This is a genomic window from Pseudomonas sp. (genome assembly GCF_033723075.1).
Classification (GTDB): Bacteria; Pseudomonadota; Gammaproteobacteria; order Pseudomonadales; family Pseudomonadaceae; genus Aquipseudomonas.
In genome coordinates, this window is the sequence record NZ_JAWVXU010000028.1 from 1 (window position 1) to 21,376 (window position 21,376).

Annotated in this window: 18 protein-coding genes; 10 read left to right on the forward strand and 8 right to left on the reverse strand. The window is 62.8% G+C overall.

The window, feature by feature from the left end; translation table 11 throughout:
- Positions 1 to 420 precede the first annotated feature (420 nt).
- The gene (locus R3355_RS22025; RefSeq protein WP_318963216.1) at positions 421 to 2,385 is read right to left on the reverse strand and encodes a sigma-54-dependent Fis family transcriptional regulator; all 1,965 of its coding nucleotides are present in this window, start codon (positions 2,383 to 2,385) and stop codon (positions 421 to 423) included.
- A gap of 589 nt (positions 2,386 to 2,974) precedes the next feature.
- Between R3355_RS22025 and R3355_RS22030 the strand changes: the two genes are divergently transcribed.
- Together R3355_RS22030 and R3355_RS22035 are read left to right on the forward strand one after the other, a co-directional pair.
- Positions 2,975 to 3,586: a VOC family protein gene (locus tag R3355_RS22030; protein WP_318963218.1), complete on the forward strand. Its 612-nt coding sequence runs from the start codon at positions 2,975 to 2,977 to the stop codon at positions 3,584 to 3,586.
- A 225-nt stretch (positions 3,587 to 3,811) separates the two neighbouring features.
- Positions 3,812 to 4,744: a transporter gene (locus R3355_RS22035; protein ID WP_318963220.1), complete on the forward strand. Its 933-nt coding sequence runs from the start codon at positions 3,812 to 3,814 to the stop codon at positions 4,742 to 4,744.
- 189 nt (positions 4,745 to 4,933) lie between these two features.
- Here R3355_RS22035 and R3355_RS22040 read toward each other — a convergent pair whose 3' ends face one another.
- Positions 4,934 to 6,115, reverse strand: a complete 1,182-nt coding sequence (locus tag R3355_RS22040; RefSeq protein WP_318963221.1) for a CaiB/BaiF CoA-transferase family protein — start codon at positions 6,113 to 6,115, stop codon at positions 4,934 to 4,936.
- Positions 6,116 to 6,179: 64 nt separating this feature from the next.
- Entirely contained in the window at positions 6,180 to 7,319 is a 1,140-nt protein-coding gene (locus R3355_RS22045) for an acyl-CoA dehydrogenase family protein (protein WP_318963222.1), read from the reverse strand.
- Between the two features lie 273 nt (positions 7,320 to 7,592).
- Here R3355_RS22045 and R3355_RS22050 point away from each other — a divergent pair, with 273 nt between their 5' ends.
- Together R3355_RS22050 and R3355_RS22055 are read left to right on the forward strand one after the other, a co-directional pair.
- On the forward strand, positions 7,593 to 9,803 hold the full coding sequence (locus R3355_RS22050; RefSeq protein ID WP_318963223.1) for a putative bifunctional diguanylate cyclase/phosphodiesterase: 2,211 nt from the start codon (positions 7,593 to 7,595) through the stop codon (positions 9,801 to 9,803).
- 130 nt (positions 9,804 to 9,933) lie between these two features.
- The gene (locus R3355_RS22055; protein ID WP_318963224.1) at positions 9,934 to 10,932 is read left to right on the forward strand and encodes an AraC family transcriptional regulator; all 999 of its coding nucleotides are present in this window, start codon (positions 9,934 to 9,936) and stop codon (positions 10,930 to 10,932) included.
- A gap of 127 nt (positions 10,933 to 11,059) precedes the next feature.
- On the opposite strand, the gene R3355_RS22060 is transcribed toward R3355_RS22055, so the two are convergent.
- On the reverse strand, positions 11,060 to 12,244 hold the full coding sequence (locus R3355_RS22060) for an MFS transporter (RefSeq protein ID WP_318963225.1): 1,185 nt from the start codon (positions 12,242 to 12,244) through the stop codon (positions 11,060 to 11,062).
- Between the two features lie 212 nt (positions 12,245 to 12,456).
- On the opposite strand from R3355_RS22060, the gene R3355_RS22065 reads away from it, so the two are divergent.
- Positions 12,457 to 12,624 (forward strand): periplasmic nitrate reductase, NapE protein, encoded by a 168-nt coding sequence (locus R3355_RS22065; RefSeq protein WP_318947763.1) that lies wholly within the window; start codon positions 12,457 to 12,459, stop codon positions 12,622 to 12,624.
- 168 nt (positions 12,625 to 12,792) lie between these two features.
- On the forward strand, positions 12,793 to 13,791 hold the full coding sequence (locus tag R3355_RS22070) for an alpha/beta hydrolase (RefSeq protein WP_318963227.1): 999 nt from the start codon (positions 12,793 to 12,795) through the stop codon (positions 13,789 to 13,791).
- 290 nt (positions 13,792 to 14,081) lie between these two features.
- Here the strand turns inward: R3355_RS22070 and R3355_RS22075 are convergent, their stop codons facing one another.
- The 3 genes from R3355_RS22075 to R3355_RS22085 form a co-directional block, all read right to left on the reverse strand.
- The gene (locus tag R3355_RS22075; RefSeq protein ID WP_318947759.1) at positions 14,082 to 14,963 is read right to left on the reverse strand and encodes a chemotaxis protein; all 882 of its coding nucleotides are present in this window, start codon (positions 14,961 to 14,963) and stop codon (positions 14,082 to 14,084) included.
- A 504-nt stretch (positions 14,964 to 15,467) separates the two neighbouring features.
- Entirely contained in the window at positions 15,468 to 15,704 is a 237-nt protein-coding gene (locus R3355_RS22080; protein WP_318963229.1) for a glutaredoxin family protein, read from the reverse strand.
- 91 nt (positions 15,705 to 15,795) lie between these two features.
- Positions 15,796 to 16,935, reverse strand: a complete 1,140-nt coding sequence (locus tag R3355_RS22085; RefSeq protein ID WP_318963230.1) for a DUF5610 domain-containing protein — start codon at positions 16,933 to 16,935, stop codon at positions 15,796 to 15,798.
- 355 nt (positions 16,936 to 17,290) lie between these two features.
- Between R3355_RS22085 and R3355_RS22090 the strand changes: the two genes are divergently transcribed.
- The gene (locus R3355_RS22090; protein WP_318963231.1) at positions 17,291 to 18,544 is read left to right on the forward strand and encodes an OprD family porin; all 1,254 of its coding nucleotides are present in this window, start codon (positions 17,291 to 17,293) and stop codon (positions 18,542 to 18,544) included.
- A 63-nt stretch (positions 18,545 to 18,607) separates the two neighbouring features.
- On the opposite strand, the gene R3355_RS22095 is transcribed toward R3355_RS22090, so the two are convergent.
- On the reverse strand, positions 18,608 to 19,816 hold the full coding sequence (locus R3355_RS22095) for an ammonium transporter (RefSeq protein ID WP_318963232.1): 1,209 nt from the start codon (positions 19,814 to 19,816) through the stop codon (positions 18,608 to 18,610).
- Positions 19,817 to 20,202: 386 nt separating this feature from the next.
- On the opposite strand from R3355_RS22095, the gene R3355_RS22100 reads away from it, so the two are divergent.
- Genes R3355_RS22100 through R3355_RS22110 form a run of 3 tightly spaced genes read left to right on the forward strand, consistent with a single transcriptional unit; the run spans position 20,203 to position 21,247 of the window.
- Positions 20,203 to 20,520 (forward strand): DUF883 family protein, encoded by a 318-nt coding sequence (locus tag R3355_RS22100; protein ID WP_172147476.1) that lies wholly within the window; start codon positions 20,203 to 20,205, stop codon positions 20,518 to 20,520.
- 11 nt (positions 20,521 to 20,531) lie between these two features.
- Positions 20,532 to 20,915 carry a phage holin family protein gene (locus R3355_RS22105; RefSeq protein WP_318963233.1) on the forward strand — a complete coding sequence of 128 codons (384 nt, stop codon included), beginning with the start codon at positions 20,532 to 20,534 and terminating at the stop codon, positions 20,913 to 20,915.
- Positions 20,912 to 21,247, forward strand: coding sequence for a hypothetical protein (locus R3355_RS22110; RefSeq protein ID WP_318963234.1), 336 nt, complete (start codon positions 20,912 to 20,914; stop codon positions 21,245 to 21,247). Before R3355_RS22105 ends, R3355_RS22110 begins: the two co-directional genes overlap by 4 nt.
- Positions 21,248 to 21,376 lie beyond the last annotated feature (129 nt).

The following is a 21,376-nucleotide window of genomic DNA, read 5'->3' on the forward strand; positions in this document are numbered from 1 at the left end:
GACCAAGGTGGATGGCGTCTACGATGTGATTTTCATCCACAAGACCATCCGCCAGATCGACTTGAGAAAGCGCAAGTGAGGATCGTCAACCCGTTACCCATGTCTCCCGACAGGCGTTACCCATGTATCCCGGCTGAACACCGTGCGCACCATTGCCATCTGTCCTGGTGCGCACGGCGCACCCTACGGCCCCCTTCACTCTAACCCTCTTCTAGCCGGCCGCCTCCAAAGGGGCGAGGGAACTAATCAGCATAAGCCCTGCAATCTGTAGGAGCGGTCCATGACCGCGAAAGTGTCTGGCCTCGTGAGGTTCGCGGGCATGGGACTGCGCGTCCCGCCCGTTCCTACAAGGAATTGCTGCATACAACAGCTAACTGGTACAGAGCCTAAAAGAACCCGCTCCGCGGCCAAGCCAGCAACTCACTCCCATGCCTTCGGCGGCACTATGTTGTAGACCTTCATCCAGCGGTAGATGGTCGGCCGCGACAGCGACAGTTCACGCGCCGCGGCGCTGACATTCCAGCGGTGCCGGCGCAAGGTTGCCTCCAGCTGCGCAGCCGGATCGGCGCTCAGGGTGCGGGCCTGTTCTGCCGGTGCTGGCAGGCGCGGCCCGGGGCTGGGCAGGCACTGCTCGGGCAGGTCGTCGACGGTGATCTCCTCGCCTTCGCAGGTGGCCAGGGCGTACTGCAGCGCATTGCGCAGTTCGCGAATATTGCCCGGCCAGGCATAACCCAGCAACGCACTCATGGCATCGCCGCGCAGGCGCGGCGGACGCTGGCGCTGCTCGCTCAACTCCATGAACAGCCGCTCGATCAGGTAACCCTTGTCGGCCCGCTCACGCAGTGCCGGCAGCTTCAGGGTGGCGCCGTTGAGGCGGTAGTAGAGATCTTCGCGAAACTGTCCGGCCTCGATCATCTGGCGAATGTCGCGGTGGCTGGCGGCGATCACCCGGATGTCCACCTTGATCGGTTTGTCCGCGCCCAGCGGCATCACTTCCTGCTCGGCCAGCACGCGCAGCAGACGGGTCTGCAGGTGCAGCGGCATGTCGCCAATCTCGTCGAGAAACAGGGTGCCGCCATCGGCCTGCTGGATCAGCCCGCGCATGCCCTTGCCGCGCGCGCCGGTGAAGCTGCCCGGCTGGTAGCCGAACAGCTCGCTCTCGATCAGCGACTCGGGCATGGCCGCACAATTGATCGCGACGAAGGCGGCCTGGCTGCGATTGCCGCTCTCGTGCAGGGCACGGGCCAGGCGTTCCTTGCCGGTACCGGTCTCGCCATTGAGCAGGACGTTGAGCGGTTCGCTGCACAGGCGCTTGGCGCGGGCCAGCATCTTGCGCATCAAGGGGTCGTCGTCGGCCAGTTCATCCAGGGCGCAGCGTGGTAGTTCGCGGCTGCTGGCCAGCGCCTGCACAGGCGCGCGGCGCGGCTCCATCAGGGCGGCGAAATACAGCGCATTCTGCCGATGGGTGCGGAAGGCGCGCACATGGTCGGCGCTGGCGTAGGGGATATTGAAAACATCCTCCAGCTCGCAATCGAACAGCTGCTGCACGCCGACCTTGGGGGCCAGCGCCGAGGGCCGCAGCGGCAGCTCCAGGGCGCACTCGGCGAGCAGTTGCCGGCCGGCGGTATTGGCCGCCAGCAGGCTGCCATCCTCGGCCATCGCCAGCAGGTAATGACGGTTGATCAGGACGAACTCGCGCGAGCTGTCCAGGCAGAGAATGTGCGTGTCACGGTAGCGCCTGAGGAAGTAGGCGTCCTCGATCATCCGCGCGTACTGCTTGACCAGTTGCAGGGCAAAGGTCTGCGAATCTTTCGAGGGCGGCGACTGCAGGGCGGAGATGTCCAGCACGGCGAGCAGTTGGCCCTGGGGATTGAAGATCGGCACCGCGGTGCATGTGAGGCTGACATGGTGGGCGCTGAAGTGGTCATGGTGGTGACAGGTCAGCGCCTGCTGCTCCTTGATGCAGGTGCCCACCGCGCAGGTGCCGGCATGATCCTCGCTCCAGTCGGCACCGAGGTAGAGGCCGGTCTTGCGGTGCGCGGCCTTGTCGTCCGGGTCGCCGAGAAACTGCACGGTGATCCCGCGGTTGTCGGTGAGCAGCACAACGTAGCCCAGCTCGGCGATATGCCGGTACAGCTGTTCGACGCCGGCGCGGGCCACGTTAATCAGTTCGTCGGCCTGATCCTGGTGATCGAGCAGCACCTGGCGCGGGACGAAACGCGGCGGTGCCGGCTTGGCCGGGTCCAGGCCGTAGTCCTGGATACAGCGTTGCCAGGAGCGCGAGATCAGCGGGTCGAAACCTTGCCCCAGCGGTGCCAGTGCCGGGTCGGCGGCATGGGACAGGACAGTGTCGATATGCACACTGCTGGGCGGGATGATGCGCATGCAGCCTCCTCGGACGCGCGACGCAGCATGCTCAGGCAGCACGCGCTGACGATCTTGTTTTTGTTGCGCCCCGGCCTGCTCGCAGGCAAGCCGGGCGCATCCGTCTATGGGCCAGAGTCTACTCCCCCAGCGCCTGCCCTGCGAAGCCTGTAATACCTGTAACGACGGGCATTACAGCTGTAAGCGGCGTGACAGTCGGCGGCCTTCCGCAGGTTGATACAAGTTTTTACCATCGCCAAAAATCCCTTTAAAAATCAATCGACTGCAGCCACAACCAAGAACCGCGACGGGGTTGGCATGGGTCCTGCCATCTAGTCGGTGAGCCCGGCAACGGGCCCCATAACAACAAGACGAGGATGCAGCATGCCCGCCATTACCCCGATGCCTTTTATCGATGACACCCGCCGCGCTGAGAGCCACCCCAGGCCATTGCTTTGCCGTCCCGGCTTGCCGCTGCGCCAGCAAGCGCCGCGGCGATTACCCCGCCGCTGACCCCTGCCCGCTTCGCACTTTCTCAGTCGAACGACATCGCAGGCGCGCAAGCCTGCGGCGGGCGACCGCTTGCCAATCCTGTACCAGGAGTATCGCCATGACTTTCCAAGCAACAACCCACCTGTTGCGCCGTTTCCTCCTCGCCCTCGCCGCTGCCGCGCTGTCGCCATTGGCGCTGGCCGGCGGGCTTCCCGGCATGCAGGGCCTGCAGCACATCGGCATCACCGCACCCAGTCTGCGCCAGGCGACGGATTTCTTCGTCGAAGTGCTCGGCTGCGAAGCCTACTTCACCTTCGGCGAGTTCAAGTTTGCGGACGACTGGATGGAGCGCCACCTGAACGTGCATCCGCGCGCCGTGATCAAGGACTTCCAGATGGTCCGCTGCGGCAACGGCACCAACCTGGAAATTTTCGAGTACGGCGCGCCGGATCAGAATCGCCGGCTGCCACGCAACAGCGATATCGGCGGCCACCATCTGGCGTTCTACGTGGACGACATGGATGCGGCGATCGCCTACCTGAAGTCGAAGCAGCTGCGGGTGCTCGATACGCCCAGCACCTTCAGCGAGGGTCCGGCAGCCGGCCTGACCTGGGTGTACTTCCTGGCGCCCTGGGGCCTGCAGCTGGAGCTGGTGAGTTTCCCGCGCGGCATGCAGTACGAGCAGGGGCTGGATCGACTGCTGTGGGACCCACGCCATCCGCAGCAATAACCCCGGCACCCCAGCTGCCGGCGAGACCTGCACCGTTCACATCAAACAAGAAAACGAGGAATCAAGATGCTGCCAAATACACCAATGCCGCTGCGCCCTGGCAGGCCGTTGAACAATGTAGGCGAGGCAGGCAAGACAAGGCAAAAACAGGCGAGGAAGGGGCTGGGGTCGCACTCGACTTTACTGGCTGTAAATGAGCATTCCGAGCCTGTTTTTAACGCAGTATTGCCAACGCAGGTAGTTTTTCAACGGCCTGCTGGTGCCCGGCAAGTCGATGCGAAAGTCTGGATAGCGCTCTGGGGCCTGCTGCTGTTGGGCGCGCTGCTGTCCTGGGGCCGGCCCGCTCAGGCCCTGGACCTGGATGCCGGCGACTATGTGCCCGCTGCCGTCGGTACCACCCTGGGGCTGCTCTACCTGCAGTACGCGGAGCGCGACCATCTTTATCGGGACGGTGACCAGCAGGCCGGCTCAGCCGGGCTGGATTCACAGATCGGCATCCTGCGTCTGGTGCACTACACCGACCTGGGCGGCTACCGCATCGCACCGCAGATCCTGCTGCCATTCGGCCGCCTCGACGGGCGTCACGATGGCGGCGCCCTGGGCGACAGCGGCGGCCTGGCCGACCCGATCCTGGCGATGCCGATCTGGCTGCTCAACCAGCCGGAGCGACGGCGCTTCTTCGGCATCACGCCCTATCTGTTCATCCCGCTCGGCAGCTACGACCACGACCGGGCGCTGAACCTCGGCGAGAATCGCTGGAAGTTCAATTTGCAGGCCGGCTATGTCACCGGGCTCGGCGACAAGCTGGCGCTGGATCTGGCGGCCGATGTGACCTTCTACGGGCGCAACCACAGCTACGGCGCACACAAGTGGACCCATCGGCAGAAACCCAGCTACCAGTACCAGGGCTTTCTGCGCTATCCGCTACGCGACAACCTCGACCTGCGTGTCGGCCTGTCCCACCAGAGCGGCGGCGAGAACCGCATGGAACAGAGCTGGCTGGACGACAGCCAGCGCAGCAGCAAGTGGTCGGCGGGCTTCGCCTGGTTCTTCCTGCCCGGCACCCAGCTGGCGGCCACCGTCGGCCGGGATATCGCAGTTGAACACGGCTTTCGCGAGGACAGCCGGCTGAATATCCGGTTGCTGCAGGTGTTCTGAGGAGTACGTGATCGGCGACCGGTGCGAGGCTTATGCGTTCAGGCTAAAGCCAAGCGTCGGCCGCTCAGGAGCGCAGCGACAGCACGGCGGATATGTGGAGCGTCGGTAATTGATGGTGCACTGCCTGCGGCGCTCGGCCAACCTCTGAGGTTGAGGAGAACGCTTGCGAAGAACAACACTATCCCCCGTTTACGCCACGACCTTGTTGGCTTTCAGTTCGGCAATCCGTTCGGCCGAATAACCCAGTTCGGCCAGCACCTGCTCGGTATGCGCGCCCAGTGCCGCACCGATATGACGGGGCGCGGGCAGGCCGCTGGAGAATTTGATCGGGCAGGCGATCTGCGCCTGCGGGGCGTTGCCTGGGCGCGGCACTTCGGTGACCAGGCCACGGGCCTTGACCTGCGGATGTTCGACGGCCTCGCTTAGGTTGAGCATCGGTTCCACGCAGGCATCCAGGCCGGCGAACAGCTGGCTCCACTCGGCAAAATCGCGTTTCTCGAACTCGATTTCGATCTCGTGCTTAAGCGCCTGCTGGTCTTGCGGGTTGGGCGACAGGCCGCGCGCGGCCAACTCCGGGCGGCCGAGGGCCGTGCAGAACTGCTGCATGAATTGCGCTTCCAGGCTGCCGACCGAGAACCAGCGGCCATCGCGGGTGCGGTAGTAGTCGTAGAAGCTGCCGCCATTGAGCACCTGGTTTTCCATCTGCGGCTCGACCCCGCCGGCCAGATAACCGGCGCCGGCCATGCCGTGCAGGCTGAAGGCGCAATCGGTCATGCTCACATCGACTTGCTGGCCCTCGCCCGTGACTTGGCGCTGGATCACCGCCGCCAGCAGGCCCATCACCCCGTGCAGCGAACCGCCGGCGATGTCGGCGACCTGGATGCCCAACGGCAGCGGCCCGCGATCGCGGCGCCCGGTGTAGCTGGCGATCCCGGCCAGAGCCAGGTAGTTGATGTCGTGACCGGCGCGGTCCTTGTACGGCCCGCTCTGACCATAGCCGGTGATCGATACATAGATCAGCCTGGGGTTGATCGCCTTGAGCGCCTCATAGCCAACCCCGAGCTTGTCCATCACCCCGGGGCGAAACTGCTCCAGCACGATGTCGTACTCGGCCACCAGCTGTTTGACCAGCGCCCCCGCCTCGGCCTGCTTCAGGTCCAGGGCGATGCAGCGCTTGTTGCGGTTGAGATAGGCGTGGCTGGCCGATACGCCGCCGTCATGGGGCGGCAGCACGCGCACCAGGTCCATGCGCGTCGGCGATTCGATGCGCAGCACTTCGGCGCCCATATCGGCCAGCAGCAGCGAGGCAAACGGGCCTGGCAGCAGGGTGGAGAAATCCAGCACTTTCAGCGAGGACAGCGGGCCTTTCATGACGGCTCCTTGTGTGCGGATTGAACAGCGCGTGGCGTGCGCCCGAATGGCGGGTTGCCCCCACCTACAGTTTCATACCTCGACTGATGATCTCTTTCATGATCTCCGAGGTGCCGGCGAAGATGCGCTGGATGCGCGCGTTCGCATACATCTTGCAGATCGGGTACTCCAACATATAACCCCAGCCACCGTGCAACTGCACGCCCTCGTCGACCACCTTGCCGAGCAGTTCGGTGGTGAACAGCTTGGCCTCGGCGGCCACTTCCGGGGTGAGCTTCTTCTGATTGTGATCCATCACGCAGCGGTCGACGAACACCTGGGCGACGTCGATCTGGGTGCGCATCTCGGCCAGTTTGAAGCGGGTGTTCTGGAAGTGCGAGATCGGCCGATCGAAGGCCTTGCGTTCCCTCACGTAATCGAGGGTCACCTGCAACGCCGCTTCGGCCCCGGCCACCGCACCGCAGGCATTGGTCAGGCGTTCCTGGGCGAGCATGTTCATCAGGTAGTAGAAGCCGCCCTTGGCATCACCCAGCAGGTTGGCCCTGGGCACCTTGACCTCGTTGAAGAACAGCTCGGCGGTGTCCTGGCTGTGCATGCCGAGTTTCTTCAGCTTGGCGCCGCGCTCGAACCCCGGCATGCCGCGCTCGACCAGAAACAGGCCCATGGCGTGCTTGTTGGCCGGGTCGGTCTTGGCCGCGACTATCACCACATCGGCCAGCAGACCGTTGGAGATGAACACCTTGGAACCGTTGAGGACGTAGTGGTCGCCCTTGTCCACTGCAGTGGTGCGCATGCCGGCCAGATCGGAGCCCGCACTCGGCTCGGTCATCGCTACCGCCAGGATCAGCTCGCCGCGGATGATTCCGGGCAGCAAACGGGCCTTCTGTTCGGCGTTGCCGTATTCGGCGATATAGGGCCCACAGAGCGCCGAGTGCAGCGGCAGCATAAAGCCCGCCTCGTTAATCTTCGCCAGCTCCTCGCACATGATCTGCTCGTAGCGGAAGTCCTTGAGCCCGGAGCCGCCATACTCTTCATCGGCCCAGGGCAGCAGGTAGCCCATCTCGCCGGCCTTGCGCCACACCTCGCGGCTGACCATGCCGGCTTCTTCCCATGCGTCCTGATGCGGCACTACTTCCTTGTTCAGAAAGGCGCGGAAGGCGTCGCGAAACATAGTGTGTTGGCTGTCGAAAATGTTGCGCTGCATGCAGGCATGCTCCCTGAACTGAAGTCGTCCTGCAGGTTAGGTGCCTCAGCCCCCTCGCCTCAATGACCCCAACGCTCAGCAGTGATTGACCCAATCAACCATGGTGTTACGACTTACGCCCACATTCTCAGCGCCCGCGCGATTGGCTATAGTCGTGGTAACCCTTACGCAGACTGCGGTTACTATTTAGACAGTGCGGATTGCCGCATGCAGCAATAGCCCAACACCAAATACAACCAGGGCAACCTTGTCCCCGCCAACGGCAGACCACGCATGCACGATCCGTTGCTCGCTACCGGCCACCGCACGGCCAGATACAGTCGCTGCACCTATCTGCTGCTGGGCAGCCTGACCTTGCTGTTGCTGAGCATCTGGCTGCTGCCCCAGTCGGCCGAACTGAAGCAGAGCCACGGCTGGCTTCCGACCTGGCTGCATACCACCAGCGAGTTCTTCGCCATCGTGGTCGCCATGCTGGTGTTCAGCGTCACCTGGCACAGCTACCGGGTGGAACGCGCCGGCAACCTGCTGATCCTGGCCTGCGGCTTTCTCGCGGTAGGTCTGCTGGACTTCGCCCATGTGCTGTCGTATCGCGGCATGCCCGACTTCATTACCGCGGCCAGCCCGGAAAAGGCCATCGACTTCTGGCTCGCGGCCCGCCTGAGCGCCGCTTTCTGCCTGCTGACAGTGGCCTTGCGACCCTGGACAGCACTGCGCAAGACGACAACCCGCTATTACCTGCTGGGCGCGGCGCTGCTGGTGACGGCATTGTTCAGCTACCTGCAACTCTGGCATCCGGCCCTGTTCCCCCGCACCTTTATCGATGGCGTGGGCCTGACGCCGCTGAAGATCATCGTCGAATGGCTGGTCATCTCGGTGCTCACCACCGCCGCCCTGTGCTTCTGGCGCGACAGTCGGCGCGCGCATGCCTACGACGCCCAGGGCCTGTTTCTGGCGGTGGCCCTGTCGATTCTTTCCGAGCTGTGTTTCACCGCCTACAGCAACGTCAACGACATCTACAGCCTGCTCGGCCACCTCTACAAAGTGCTCTCCTACTGGTTCATTTACCGCGTGGTGTTCATTTCCAGCGTGCACGAGCCCTACCGGCTCCTGGCGGCGGAAGTCAGCGAGCGCCAGGCGGCCGAACAGAAAATCGAGACCCTGGCCTTCTACGACACCTTGACCGGCCTGCCCAACCTCGACCTGTTGCGCGACCGAACCAACCAGGCCCTCATGGCCAACCACCGCAGCCAGAAGCATGTGGCGTTGTTGTTCATGGACATCGACGCCTTCAAGACCGTCAATGACTCACTCGGCCACTCCTACGGCGATGCCCTGCTGGTCGCGCTGGCCGAGCGGCTGCGTCTGCTGCTCAGGCACAGCGACACGCTCTGCCGGCCTGGCGGCGACGAGTTCCTGATCCTCCTGCCCGATCTGGAGAGCGCCGACGATGCCGCCGCCATTGCGCAGAAGATCATGACGCTGCAGCGCCAGCCATTTTCCCTGTTTGACCGCACTATCAGCAGTTCGCTGTCCCTCGGCGTGGCAGTCGCACCCAGCGATGGCGACTGCTTCGAAAGCCTGCGGCGCAATGCCGAAACCGCCATGTACAAGGCCAAGCAGGATGGCCGCCAGACCTGGCGGTTCTTCGATGCGACCATGAACAGCGAAGCCCTGGAACACCTCAACCTGCTCAACGGCCTGCGCCAGGCCATCGATGGCGATGAACTGCTGTTGCACTATCAGCCGCAAATCGACCTGCGCGACGGCACACTGATCGGTGTCGAAGCCCTGGTGCGCTGGCAGCACCCCGAATGGGGCCTGATCGCGCCGGGACGCTTCATCCCTGCCGCAGAAGAAAGCCGCCTGATTGTGCCGATGGGCGAGTGGATACTGCAGCACGCCTGCGCCCAGGCGGCCGCCTGGCACCGCGCCGGCCTGGCCATCCCGCAGATTGCGGTCAATCTTTCGGCCATCCAGTTGCAACATGACAACGTCGAACAGCTGGTGCGGCAAGCCCTCGCCAACTCACAGCTGCCCGCCCATATGCTGGAACTGGAGATCACCGAATCCAGCCTGCTCGACAATACCGCTGAGGTCCTGGAAACCCTCAAGCGGATCAAGGCCATGGGCGTCAGACTGTCCATCGATGACTTCGGCACCGGCTATTCCAGCCTGGCCTATCTACGCAACCTGGCGGTGGACAAGCTGAAGATCGACCAGTCCTTTGTCCGCGACCTGACGACTGGCAGCGACAGTCGCGCGATCATCACCGCCATCGTGCAAATGGCCCGTTCACTGGGTCTCGAGACCATCGCCGAAGGTGTCGAGGACGCGCCAACGGCCAACGCGCTCTACCGCCTGGGCTGCCTGCAGGCCCAGGGCTATCTGTATGCCCGCCCGCTGCCTGCCGCACAGTTGGCACAGTTTGTCCGCGAACAAATCCCTCTACCTTGTGCGGTGCTTAGTCATGAGCTGAGCGTCTAGCAGAGGCCTGCTCGTTCCACACACCCCGACTGGCCACTGTTGACGCCCCTCGCTTTATCGAGAAGCGGCCACGTAGGTGGTTGCTCAACGGCCTGCTAACATCGGCCGGCCTTACTCACGAGCCCAGCCAATGCGCGAACGCACCATCGCCAGCCACTTCGTCCGCGCCGCATTGCGCGGCGCCGAGCGCCAGGGTCATGACTGCGCGCCGCTGCTGCGCCAGGTGAACATCCAGCCAGCGCTGCTCGACGAGCCGCGCGCGCGCATTGCCCCGGAGCAGTTCACCCGCCTGTTGCAACTGCTGTGGGAGACCCTGGACGACGAATACATGGGCTTTGGCCGTATCCGCAGCAAGCGCGGCACTTTCGCCATGATGTGTTACGCGATCATCCACTGCCGCACCCTGGAAAAGGCCCTCAGCCGTGGCGCGCTGTTCTACAGTCTGTTCCCCGAGGCGCCGAGCATCCGCCTCGAACGCGAGGGCGACCTGGCCAGGCTTAGCGTGGATGACAGCCGCCTATGGGATCCGGATCATTTCCTCCTGGAAAGCCTGCTGGTGATCTGGCATCGCCTCGGCAGTTGGCTGATCGGCCAGCGCATCCGTCTGCAGGAAGCCACCTTCAGCTATCCCGAGCCGGCCCATAGCGGCGAATACGACCTGCTGTTTCCCTGCCCGCGGCGCTATGCGGCCGGCAACACCAGCCTGCTGTTCCAGGCGCGCTACCTGGCCATGCCGCTGCTGCAGGACGAGCGCACGCTCAAGCAGTTTCTCGAACATTCGCCAGCCGATCTGCTCGCCCGCCCGGATGGCGGCGACAGCCTGACCAGTCAGATCCGCCGCCTGCTCGGTCGCGACTGCGCCAGTTGGCCGGACCTGGAAGCGGTAGCGCAGCAGCTGCATATGAGCCCGCAGACCCTGCGCCGTCATCTACGCGAAGAGGGCTCGAGCTTTCAGGAACTCAAGGATCAGCTGCGCCGCGACCTGGCGATCTATCACCTGGGCCGCGCCGACCTTTCGATCCAGGACATCGCCGAGCAGCTCGGATTCTCCGAGCCCTCGGCGTTTCACCGCGCGTTCAAAAAGTGGACCGGGCTGACCCCGGGTGCCTATCGCGCCCAGGAAAGCTGACCCGGTGCGGGCGTGGATCCTATGTTGATGCGCAAGCCTCGCAGGACATAGAAATCGTAGGAGCGGCGGGAGCGCCTAGCCCATGCCCGCGATGCTTTTTGCAAGCCCGGAGGCAATCCGGAAAACCTTACAAGCGTCTCGCCCACCACCCCGCCACCAGGAACAAACCCGCCAACACAGCCAGCAATGGCAACCAGCCGGCATGCTCCCAGACATAGCCGCCGGCATAGCCGACCACGCTGGAGCCCAGGTAATAGGCGCACAGATACAGCGCCGAGGCCTGCGCCTTGGCGCCTTTGGCATGCTGACCAACCTGCCCGCTGGCCACCGCATGGGCGGCAAAAAAGCCCAGGGTGAACAACGCCAGGCCCAGCACCACGGCGCTCAGCCAGGGCGTGGCGCAGAGCGCGACGCCGATCAGCATGATGCCGATGCCGCCCTGCAGCACCTGCCGCGCACCGAAATGCGGCACCAGGCGCCCAGCCCAACCGGCACTGACAATCCCGACCAGGTACACGGTGAACAGCAGGCCGATCAGGGTCGACGATAAACCGAACGGCGCCGCCGCCAGGCGAAAGCCGACATAGTTGAACAACGCGACGAAGCCGCCCATCAACAGGAATGCCAGCAGAAACAGTGCGCGCAGCTGCGGGTTGCCCAGGTGTTGGCCGAAGTTGCCGAGCAACCCGCGCAGCGACAACGGCTGGGCACGGAAATGCCGCGACGGCGGCAGCAGCCAGATAAACAGCGCCAAGGCCAACAGCCCCATCCCCGCGATGCCGCCCAATGCCAACGGCCAGCCGCCGATATCGCTGAGCAGACCGGCGAGCAGGCGCCCGAGCAGACCGCCCAACGCCGTGCCACCGATATACAGGCCCATGGCCGCCGGCAGCGCCTCGGGGTCGAACTCCTCGCCGACATAGGCCATGGCCAGCGCCGGCAGGCCGCTCAGCGCCAGACCGAGCAACGCGCGCAGCAGCAACAGATAGTCCCAGGTTTCGACCAGCGCACAGGCAATGCCAAGTACACAGGCCAGGCCCAAGGCAGCGACCATCACCGGCTTGCGCCCCCAGCTCTCGGCCAGGGCGCCCGATAGCAACAGGCACAGCGCCAGGCTCAAGGTGGTCAGCGACAACGCCAGGCTGCTACCGGCTGCCGATACCGAAAAATGCGCGGCCAACAACGGCAACAGCGGCTGCACGCAATAGAGCAAGGCAAAGGTGGCGAAACCGGCGCAAAACAACGCCAGGGTGGCGCGTCGATAACCGGCCGTACCGCGCTTGAGGTGTGCACTGACAACAGAAGAAGACATCGACGACACTCAACGAAAAGGCCCAAACAGGCCGCGGCAAAGCCTAGCACGCGCTCTGCTCCGCCAGTTCATGGCTACTGCGCACAAGTGTTGTGCCAGAGCCGAACAAGCCCCCCGCCGTTGCGACCGTCTGTCCTGATTCGGCCCGGCGCTTATGCCAATTCATCCCCTGAGGTCTAGCCTGAAACTGACCAGACATAGAGTCAGCCGAGATGCCCGCAGCGCTTGATGACAAACCATCCAGAAGTAAGGAAACCCGCCTGCTTCTCTTCCTTATCATCTGTTTTTTCCTACTGTTGTCGATCGCCCTAGCCGGTGGTTACGGCGTCTTCATCTGGTTTATGCAAATGCTCCTGGGTCCACCCGGCCCACCCAACTGACAACCCTGCCCGATTAGAACTGGAGCCGCGGGACATGCTCACCCCCTGCATATCGCCAGCCTGCTGGTGATCAGATAGCACAGGCAGCAGACACAGGCTCGGATACGCCAGCCAGGTCGTAGACGCATCACACGGAGCCACTTCTTCAGCAGACAAGGAGGATTCGTGATGAACGCTTTCGTGGTCAGCGCCCGCCGCGTCAGACAAGGCGCATTCGATGCCGAACCCGGCCCTTCGCATATGCTGGTCGTCCCCAGCGACGCCCAAGAGCCGCTGCCCAGCCATGGCCGCATGGGCGAAACCTGGGTCAAGGCCTGGTTGCAGCAACTCTTGAGTGAGGCGATCTGGGGAACGGACGAACGTACCGGCGCCGAGCGCGGCGACATCCTGGTGTACGTGCACGGCTACAACAACAGCGCCACAGAGGTAATCAAACGCCACCGCCGCCTCAATGCCGACCTCACGAGCATAGGCTGGAAAGGTGTGCTGGTGTCCTTCGACTGGCCCAGCGACAACAAGACCGTCGGCTACCTGGAAGACCGCCACGATGCCAAGCGCTCGGCGATGCAGCTGGTCACCGACCTGATCGCCCTGCTCGCGACCAGGCAAACCCCCGATTGCGCGGTCAACACCCATATCATCGCCCACTCCATGGGCGCCTATGTGGTGCGCGAAGCCTTCGACGACGCCGACGATGCCAAGCTGGAGAACAACTGCTGGATGATCAGCCAACTGTGCCTGATCGCTGCCGACGTATCCGCTGCCTCGCTCAGTGACGGTCATGCCAGCAGCGCCTCGCTGTACCGTCATTGCTCGCGCCTGACCAACTACTTCAGCTTTGCCGACAGCGTGCTGAAGCTGTCCAACGTCAAGCGCGTCGGAGTGGCCCCGCGTGCGGGGCGCGTCGGCCTGCCGGAGTCGGCGCCGCAAAGGGCGGTGGATATTGACTGCAGTGCCTATCACCAGGCCCTGCTGGCCGATCCTGCGCTGCAAGCGAACGACCAGCCGCACGGTTTCCTCGGCAATCAGGATCACTCCTGGTTTATCGGCAACCGGGTGTTTACCCTCGACCTGTTCGAAACGCTCAAGGGCGACCTGGATCGCAGCATCATTGCCGCCCGCGAACCGATCGGCGATTCACGACGGCTCAGGCTCGCACGCCGATAGGCAACACTGATGCGCGGCCACGGGCATTCTGGGCAGTACCCTGTGCCCCGAACCAGGTACACGCCGGACCACCTAGGAGGGCGGACAATTCGCCTTGGCTGCCGCCCTGCCTGTCAATCCTCGGCGTCCCGCAATAATGCCAAAGCCCATAGAAAACGCCCCCTGGCAGATCCAGTGTGCGTTTCTACTTGCTCAGGCGTACACGACTCAGCAGTGGTAAAAATATCGAGCGCAACGCCGCAGCGGGCGGGCTGTCGAATTTGCAGCGGTCGCAGCAGGCGAGCGTTTTTTCACAGGCTCTGAAACGCGTGCAGTAGCGCCTTGCTCAAGTCCACGGTGGAAAACTTGGTGAGCACATCATTGGCGCCTACCGCGCGCGCTTTTTCGGTGTTCATGGTGCTGTCCAACGAGGTGTGCAGCAGCACATAGGTCTGGCCGATATCGCTACGCTGACGAATGTCCCGGACCAAGCTGTAGCCATCCATCTCCGGCATTTCGATATCCGAGACCAGAACCTCGATCGGCAGCCCGGCCTGATGCTGGGCAAGCAACACCTCCAGGGCACCGGCGGCGCTTCTCACCGCCTGGCAATCCAGATCGAGCTTGCGCAGCGTGACCAGCGTCTGCTGCAAAGCCACGTGGGAGTCGTCCACCACCAGGACGCGGCGACCGCGCAGCAGGTCGCGCTCGGCCTCCGTGAGCAACTGCTCGTCGACCTCCTCCGGGAGCACAGGGGTGATCTCGTGCAGGACCTTCTCGATGTCGAGAATCTGCACGATGGCGCCATCGATCTGGGTCACCCCGGTGATAAAGGCTCTCGCCCCGGTGCCGGCCGGTGGCGGGCGCACGTCGCTGGTGGAGCACTGGACAATGCGCTCGACACTCTGCACCTGCAGCCCCTGTCGCGAACGGCTCAGTTCGGTGACGATCAGGCAACCGTCCCGGCTGTCAGCCTCCCCGCGTTCGCCAATTGCCCGCGCCAGGTCGACCACGATCAGGGACGCACCACGCAGGGTTGCCACGCCGCGCACATGGGGATGGCGATTGGGCAGCTTGGTCAATCCCGGGCAAGGAATGATTTCCTTGACCTTCAGCAGGTTAATGCCTAACAAACGACCACTGTGCAAACGGAATAACAGCAGCGATAACGCATCCCCCAGCACCACACTCATCAACCACCCTCCGCTTCGAATTCCGCTCTGCACATGCTCAAAGCCTAACAGTTGAGCCCGATCCATCCGAGAACAATTACCTGATACACCTCCGGCCCACCCGACTAAATCGACGGACAACAGCCAACGCGTACATCAGGGCTAAAACTGCGGCCAAGCATGTCGTCCAAACCGATGATGACAAGCCGGCGAGGTACGCAAGATAGAGTGCGTAATCAGAGCAGCTTGAATCCTTATCGACCGATATCGCCAGGACTAAACCCTCAAAGTTTGTGAAAATATCGAGCACCGTCGCGAGAGAGTCTCCAGGCGCTCGCAGCAAGGCGCACTGCGTGGAAAACAGGGGGGGGGGGTGGTGAGCTAGATGACCCTGCTTTGACTCGCTTCGCTCGCCCTGCGGGCCAGCCTGCGGCTGTTACTCCGCTGCGCTCCGTTCAGGTAGAGCAACGTCAGTAACGGTCGCCTGGAGGCGGTTGCAGTAGGCGAGCGTTTTTTCACAAGCTCTCAGCGCAAGAACTCTACAACCTGCTCGGCCTCGAACGGCCAGTTGAGTTCGGCGCCGGTATCGCAACGACGCAATACGGGGATGCGCAAGGCATAGCGATCGAGCCAGTCTTCGCGCTCGACGATGTCGACCACTTCGACCAACAAACCATGTTCGACGAAAGGCATCAGCATCGCTTCGGCCACATCACATAAATGACAGCCAAGGGTGCCGAACAGTTGGCATTCAGGGAGCATCCGCAGGCCTCCATACAACAGGGACTTGCAGTCTAGCACCGCGCCCTGCTGGCGTAAGGTTGCGCCTGCATCAGAGCCCCTGGGTCAGGTATCAGACCGCAGTCGGCAGCGCGGCAGGACCGAGCAGGCCTTGCAGACCTTCGAGCAGGCGGTTGTTAAGCAGTTCGGCCTTATCCAGGCGCGCCCTGTCGAGACGGGGATCCAAGGCAAAACCACCCTTGAGCAGCTCCTGCAGACCGCTGCGACCATCCTCGAACAGGTCATCGACGTTGCGCAATGCCTCGAACAAGCCCTTGGCATAATCAATCAGCGACGTATTGACCGCGCTGGCCGCCTGACCGCCCTGCTCGGCCACGGCGCTGTAGGCGTCGGTGGCCTGACGCACGCTGCTCTGGGTCAGGCGCAGAGACATGGAGGCCAGTTGTTCGCCGTCCAGCTCCAGCGCTATGGCGCGATCGAAAGCGCCCGTCAGGTCGCCGGCATAGAACTTGTCGGAGAGGTCCTGCACCTGCGCAAAAAGCTTGTCCAGGGCCGCGCGCTCCTGTTCGTCCAGCTCGCCGTCGACGCTGACCTGCCAGGCGCCGATCTGCACGCTGCCGGACCGGCTGCTGGCGACCAGCTCAACAGCGCTGCCGTTACCGGTGGCGGCAACGCTGGTTTGCGACCAGTTGGCCGACGCCTGGGCGACGGAGATGCGCAGGCGATCGCCATCACGGGTTGTCACCGCCATCTCGAAGGTCTGCGCGGCGGCAGCGAAGCGCTCGCTGGAGGCCGCGACCCGGGTATTGCCGGCGGTCTCTAACGCGGCCGGGTCGAAGCGTTTACCGAGGTCGCCCAGACCCTCCTGGATGCGCTGGTAGGTGTCGTCGATGTCCGCCGCCACCTTGCCTTGCAACACCCCCATGCCATCGAGAATCTTGCGTGCCTCGGCAAAGCCTTTTTCCACCCCATCGCGCGCCTGGGTCATCAGCGCCTGCAGCTTGGCCGGATCGGCCCCGGCGGCCGCTTCGCTGTGCAGACGTTGCTCGATAAAACCGAGCACCCGCGAGGCGACCTTTTCCGGGCTGAAGGCATCACGCTTGCCACTCAGCGCACCTGGCTCAAGACCGAGACGCTCGGCCAGACGGTTGGCCAGGGTCTGCTGCGCATCTGCGGTATTGCGAATGGCTGACGGGGTGTTCGGCAGAGACGAACGTGAAGCAGGCGATGCGAGCGGGGCCAGAGGGTTCATGACGAGGTACCAGAGCAGGATATCTACTCGGTTGACGGCCGCGAGCAGGCGAACTTGAGCAGGCAGCCGGTACTGGCCGACCAACGGCGCACGGCCCCTCCAGGCGTTCGAGCCAGCCAGGTAGCGCATGTCCGGGCCACGTCGAGTGCCGACCGTCGTGCCGAGCCATGAAGCCAGCCCCGCGAATGCTCGGTAAGTCACCCATTACAGACTGGCCAGTCACGCGCAAGTCACTGATACATAACGCCTGCCGACTAAAGTCTAAAGGCCAGCCAAGCGCGCGCGTGGTTTATTCCGCAATGCCGTAACAGGTCGGTCATGTGCCGGCTCGCACACCACCATGGAGACAATAATAATGAGTAAGACGCGCCTCGCCCAAGCAGTGGCCTTTGCCACCCTGGGCGCCAGCCTCACCCTACCGTCCCTGGCTCACGCCGAATTCATCAAAGACAGCAAAGCCAGCCTGGAGCTGCGCAACTTCTATTTGAACCGCGACCTGCGCAACACCACCGCAGCGCAGCAATCCAAACGTGAGGAGTGGGCACAGGGCTTTATCTTCAAGGCCGAGTCCGGCTTTACCGAAGGCACCGTCGGTTTCGGCCTGGATGCCTATGCCGGTCTGGGCCTGAAGCTCGATTCGTCGGATGATCGCGCTGGCACCAACCTGCTGCCCAATAGCTTTGGCAACGAAGGCCCGGACGAATATTCCGAAGCGACCGCGGCAGTCAAAGTGAAAATGTCGAAGACCGTGGCCAAGGTCGGTGGTCTGATGCCGAAATTGCCGATCGTCTCTTCCGGCGACTCGCGTTTGCTGCCGCAGGTCTTCAACGGCGGCATGATCAATTCCCAGGAAATCGATGGCCTGAGCCTCAATGGTGGTCAGCTGCGCGAGGTGAACTTCCGCAACTCCACCGACAGCCAGGACATTACTGCCAGCAACGTCGGCGGTCAGAGCGACCGTTACAACTTCGCCGGTGGCGACTACAAGTTCAACGGCGGCAACACCACGGTGGGCCTGTGGTACGGCGAGCTTGAAGACATCTACGACCAGAAACTCTACAACCTGGTTCATATTCAGCCGATTGGCGACTGGAAGCTCGGCGCCAACCTGGCGTACTTCGACTCCCAGGACAATGGCAAGAAGCTCGGTGGTGCGCTGGATAACGACCTGACCTCGGTCAACCTCTGGGCCGGCCTGGGTGCGCACACCTTCCGCCTGGGTTATCAGGACGTCGGCGGCGACAATGCCTTCCCCTTCCTCAGCGAGACCGACCCCTACATCGTCAACTACCTGCAGATCCTCGACTTCACCCGCCAGGACGAGAAGTCCTGGCAAGCGCGCTACGACATCAACTTCGCTACCTATGGCGTACCCGGTCTGACGGCCTTCGTACGCTATGTCACCGGTGAAGACTTCGCCGGTGCCGGCGGCCGCGATGGCAAGGAATGGGAACGCGATCTGGACATCAGCTACGTTGTTCAGGAAGGCCCCCTGAAAAACCTCGGTGTGCGCTGGCGCAATGCCATGGTTCGCAGCAATGCGGCGGCCACTGGTGGCGACCTCGACGAAAACCGCCTGATCGTCAGCTACAGCATCCCCCTGCTGTAACCTGGCTGAAAACAAAAAGCCCGCTCATTCGAGCGGGCTTTTTGCGTTCTGGATCGCCCTTGATCAGTCGTCGCTGACCGAGCCGATCTTGTGGATCGACAGGTCGGCACCATTGAACTCGTCTTCCTGGCTCAAGCGGATGCCGACCAGCGCCTTGAGTACGCCATACACCAGCAAACCACCGAGTAACGCCACCACCACGCCCAGCGCGGTACCGGCCAGCTGACTGCTCAGGCTGACGCCGCCCAGGCCGCCGAGCGCCTGTTGACCGAAGATCCCACAGGCGATTCCGCCCCACACGCCGCACAGGCCGTGCAATGGCCAGACACCGAGTACGTCGTCGATCTTCCATTTGACCTGGGTCGCGGTGAACGCCCAGACGAACAGCGCTCCGGCGATGGCACCAGTGGCCAGGGCGCCGACCGGGTGCATCAGGTCGGAGCCGGCACATACGGCCACCAGTCCGGCCAAGGGGCCGTTGTGCAGAAAGCCCGGGTCATTGCGCCCGACCAGCAAGGCCGCCACGGTACCGCCGACCATCGCCATCAGCGTATTGACCGCCACCAGGCCGCTGACGCTGCCCAGGGTCTGCGCACTCATGACGTTGAAACCGAACCAGCCGATGATCAGGATCCACGAGCCCAGGGCGAGAAACGGAATATTCGACGGCGCGAACGCCACCAGCTTGCCGTCACGATAGCGCCCGTTACGCCGCCCCAGCAACAGCACAGCTCCCAGGGCCAGCCAACCGCCCATCGCATGCACCACCACCGAACCGGCGAAGTCATGGAAAGGCGCGCCGAACTGCGCCTCGAGCCAAGCCTGAACGCCATAGTTGCCGTTCCAGATCACGCCTTCGAAGAACGGATAGACGAAGGCCACGATCAGAATGGTGGCGCACAGTTGCGGGCCGAACCTGGCGCGCTCGGCGATACCACCGGAGATGATCGCCGGGATCGCTGCGGCGAAAGTCATCAGGAAGAAGAACTTGACCAGGGCATAACCGTTGCCTTCGGTCAGTACGCTCGCCGGCTCGAGGAAAGTCACGCCATAGGCGACCCAATAGCCTATAAAGAAATAGGCCAGGGCCGATACGGCGAAGTCGGAGATTATTTTCGACAAGGCGTTGACCTGATTCTTCTGCCGTACCGTGCCCACCTCGAGAAAGGCGAAGCCGGCGTGCATGGCCAGCACCATGACCGCACCAAGCAGGATAAACAGGGTGTTGGAGCCGTGAATCAGGGTTTCCACAGCACTATTGATGTCGTCCATCAGCGAAGAAAACTCCGTGGTTAGGGAATATGCACCAAAGCAGTTCACTCATGATCGAAGACGCACCATCTGGTGGCGCATCGACCAGACTGCTTTATGCAGCACAGTCATGCAGGGCACTGAAATGGCCCCAGCTGAAACTACATAAAAGGCACTTAATCTTTATTTATTAGTTACTTATAAATGCACCATGGCGTCCAGGCCGACCCTTGGCAGGCCCCATAAAAGAGCATTAGACCAAAAGCGCGCACCAGCACAATGCAAGCGTTGTACCAGTACCCGATCGATACGAAGGCGAAACCGCCCAACCACATAAAGAAGGAACCCAATCCCCGCACTACACTCGAACCTCTTACACTGAACAAAACCGCTCAAGGAGAGACCCGATGCCTCGTAAAAACGCCAGCGCAACAAGCCAGGACGAACTGATCAACGAATTTCAGGCACTGGTTAGCGACACTGAAAAACTGCTGCAACATTCGGCCAGCCTGGTTGGCGAGCAAGCCGAAGAGCTACGCGAACAGATCCGTACCAGCCTCGGCCGCGCCCGCTCCACCTTGCACAATGCCGAAGACTCGCTACGTGATCGCGGCAAGGCTGCGGTTCAGGCTACCGAGGGTTATGTGCAAACCCATCCGTGGCAAACCCTAGGTGTGGCCGCCGCCATCGGCTTGCTGCTGGGCATGCTGATCACGCGGCGCTAATGAGAGACGACATGGACGCCACCACCCCCTCCACACCTAGCCGCGGCGGCTCGCCGCGGCGCTTTGCCGGTGCCTTGCTGGGTTTATTACAGGGTCATATCGCACTGTTTGGCGAAGAGCTGAAAGAACAGCAAAGCCACACCCTTCGCCTGCTGGTGTTAACCAGTCTGAGCCTGGTGTTTGGCTTGCTCCTGGTGATCGGCCTGTCCGCTGCGCTGCTGATCAGTTTCTGGGACAGCTATCGGCTGACGGTGATCTTTCTCCTGTGCGCCGCTTATGGTCTGGGTCTGCTGATCTGCCTGCTGCGCTTGCTGACACACCTGCGCAATGCCCCCCCACCATTCAGCGCCAGCCTCGAAGAACTGGCCCGCGATCGCGAGCAACTGTTGCCATGAGCCTACCTGAACCATCCGCCAAGGCTTCGCGCAGCGAGTTGCGCAAAGCCATGCTACGTCTGCGCCTGGAAATGCATCGCCAGGAACTGCGCCACGAAACCCTGGTAATGCTGCAACCGCTGCGGCAGGCGCAGTATTTCAGCAGCCATTGGCGTGAAGAGCTGGGCAACAGCAACGCCCCACTCTGGGTCGCTGGTGGCGCCCTGCTACTCGCGACGCTGGGCGTACGCCGCGGCAACTGGCGACGCTGGCTGCGTATCGCCCTGATCGCCTTCCCGCTGCTCAGGCGTAACCCGCCGCGTGGCACTGACAGCGAGACAAAAGCCCCATAAGCGTGCAACCGGCATGGTCTTGCCTGGTTGAGCCATAACACACACGGGCTACGGCAGCTTTGCCCGCTGATATTTTCCATCCGGCAACGGAGCACCAGCTAGTCTTGGGAGACCGAGATACAACCCTGA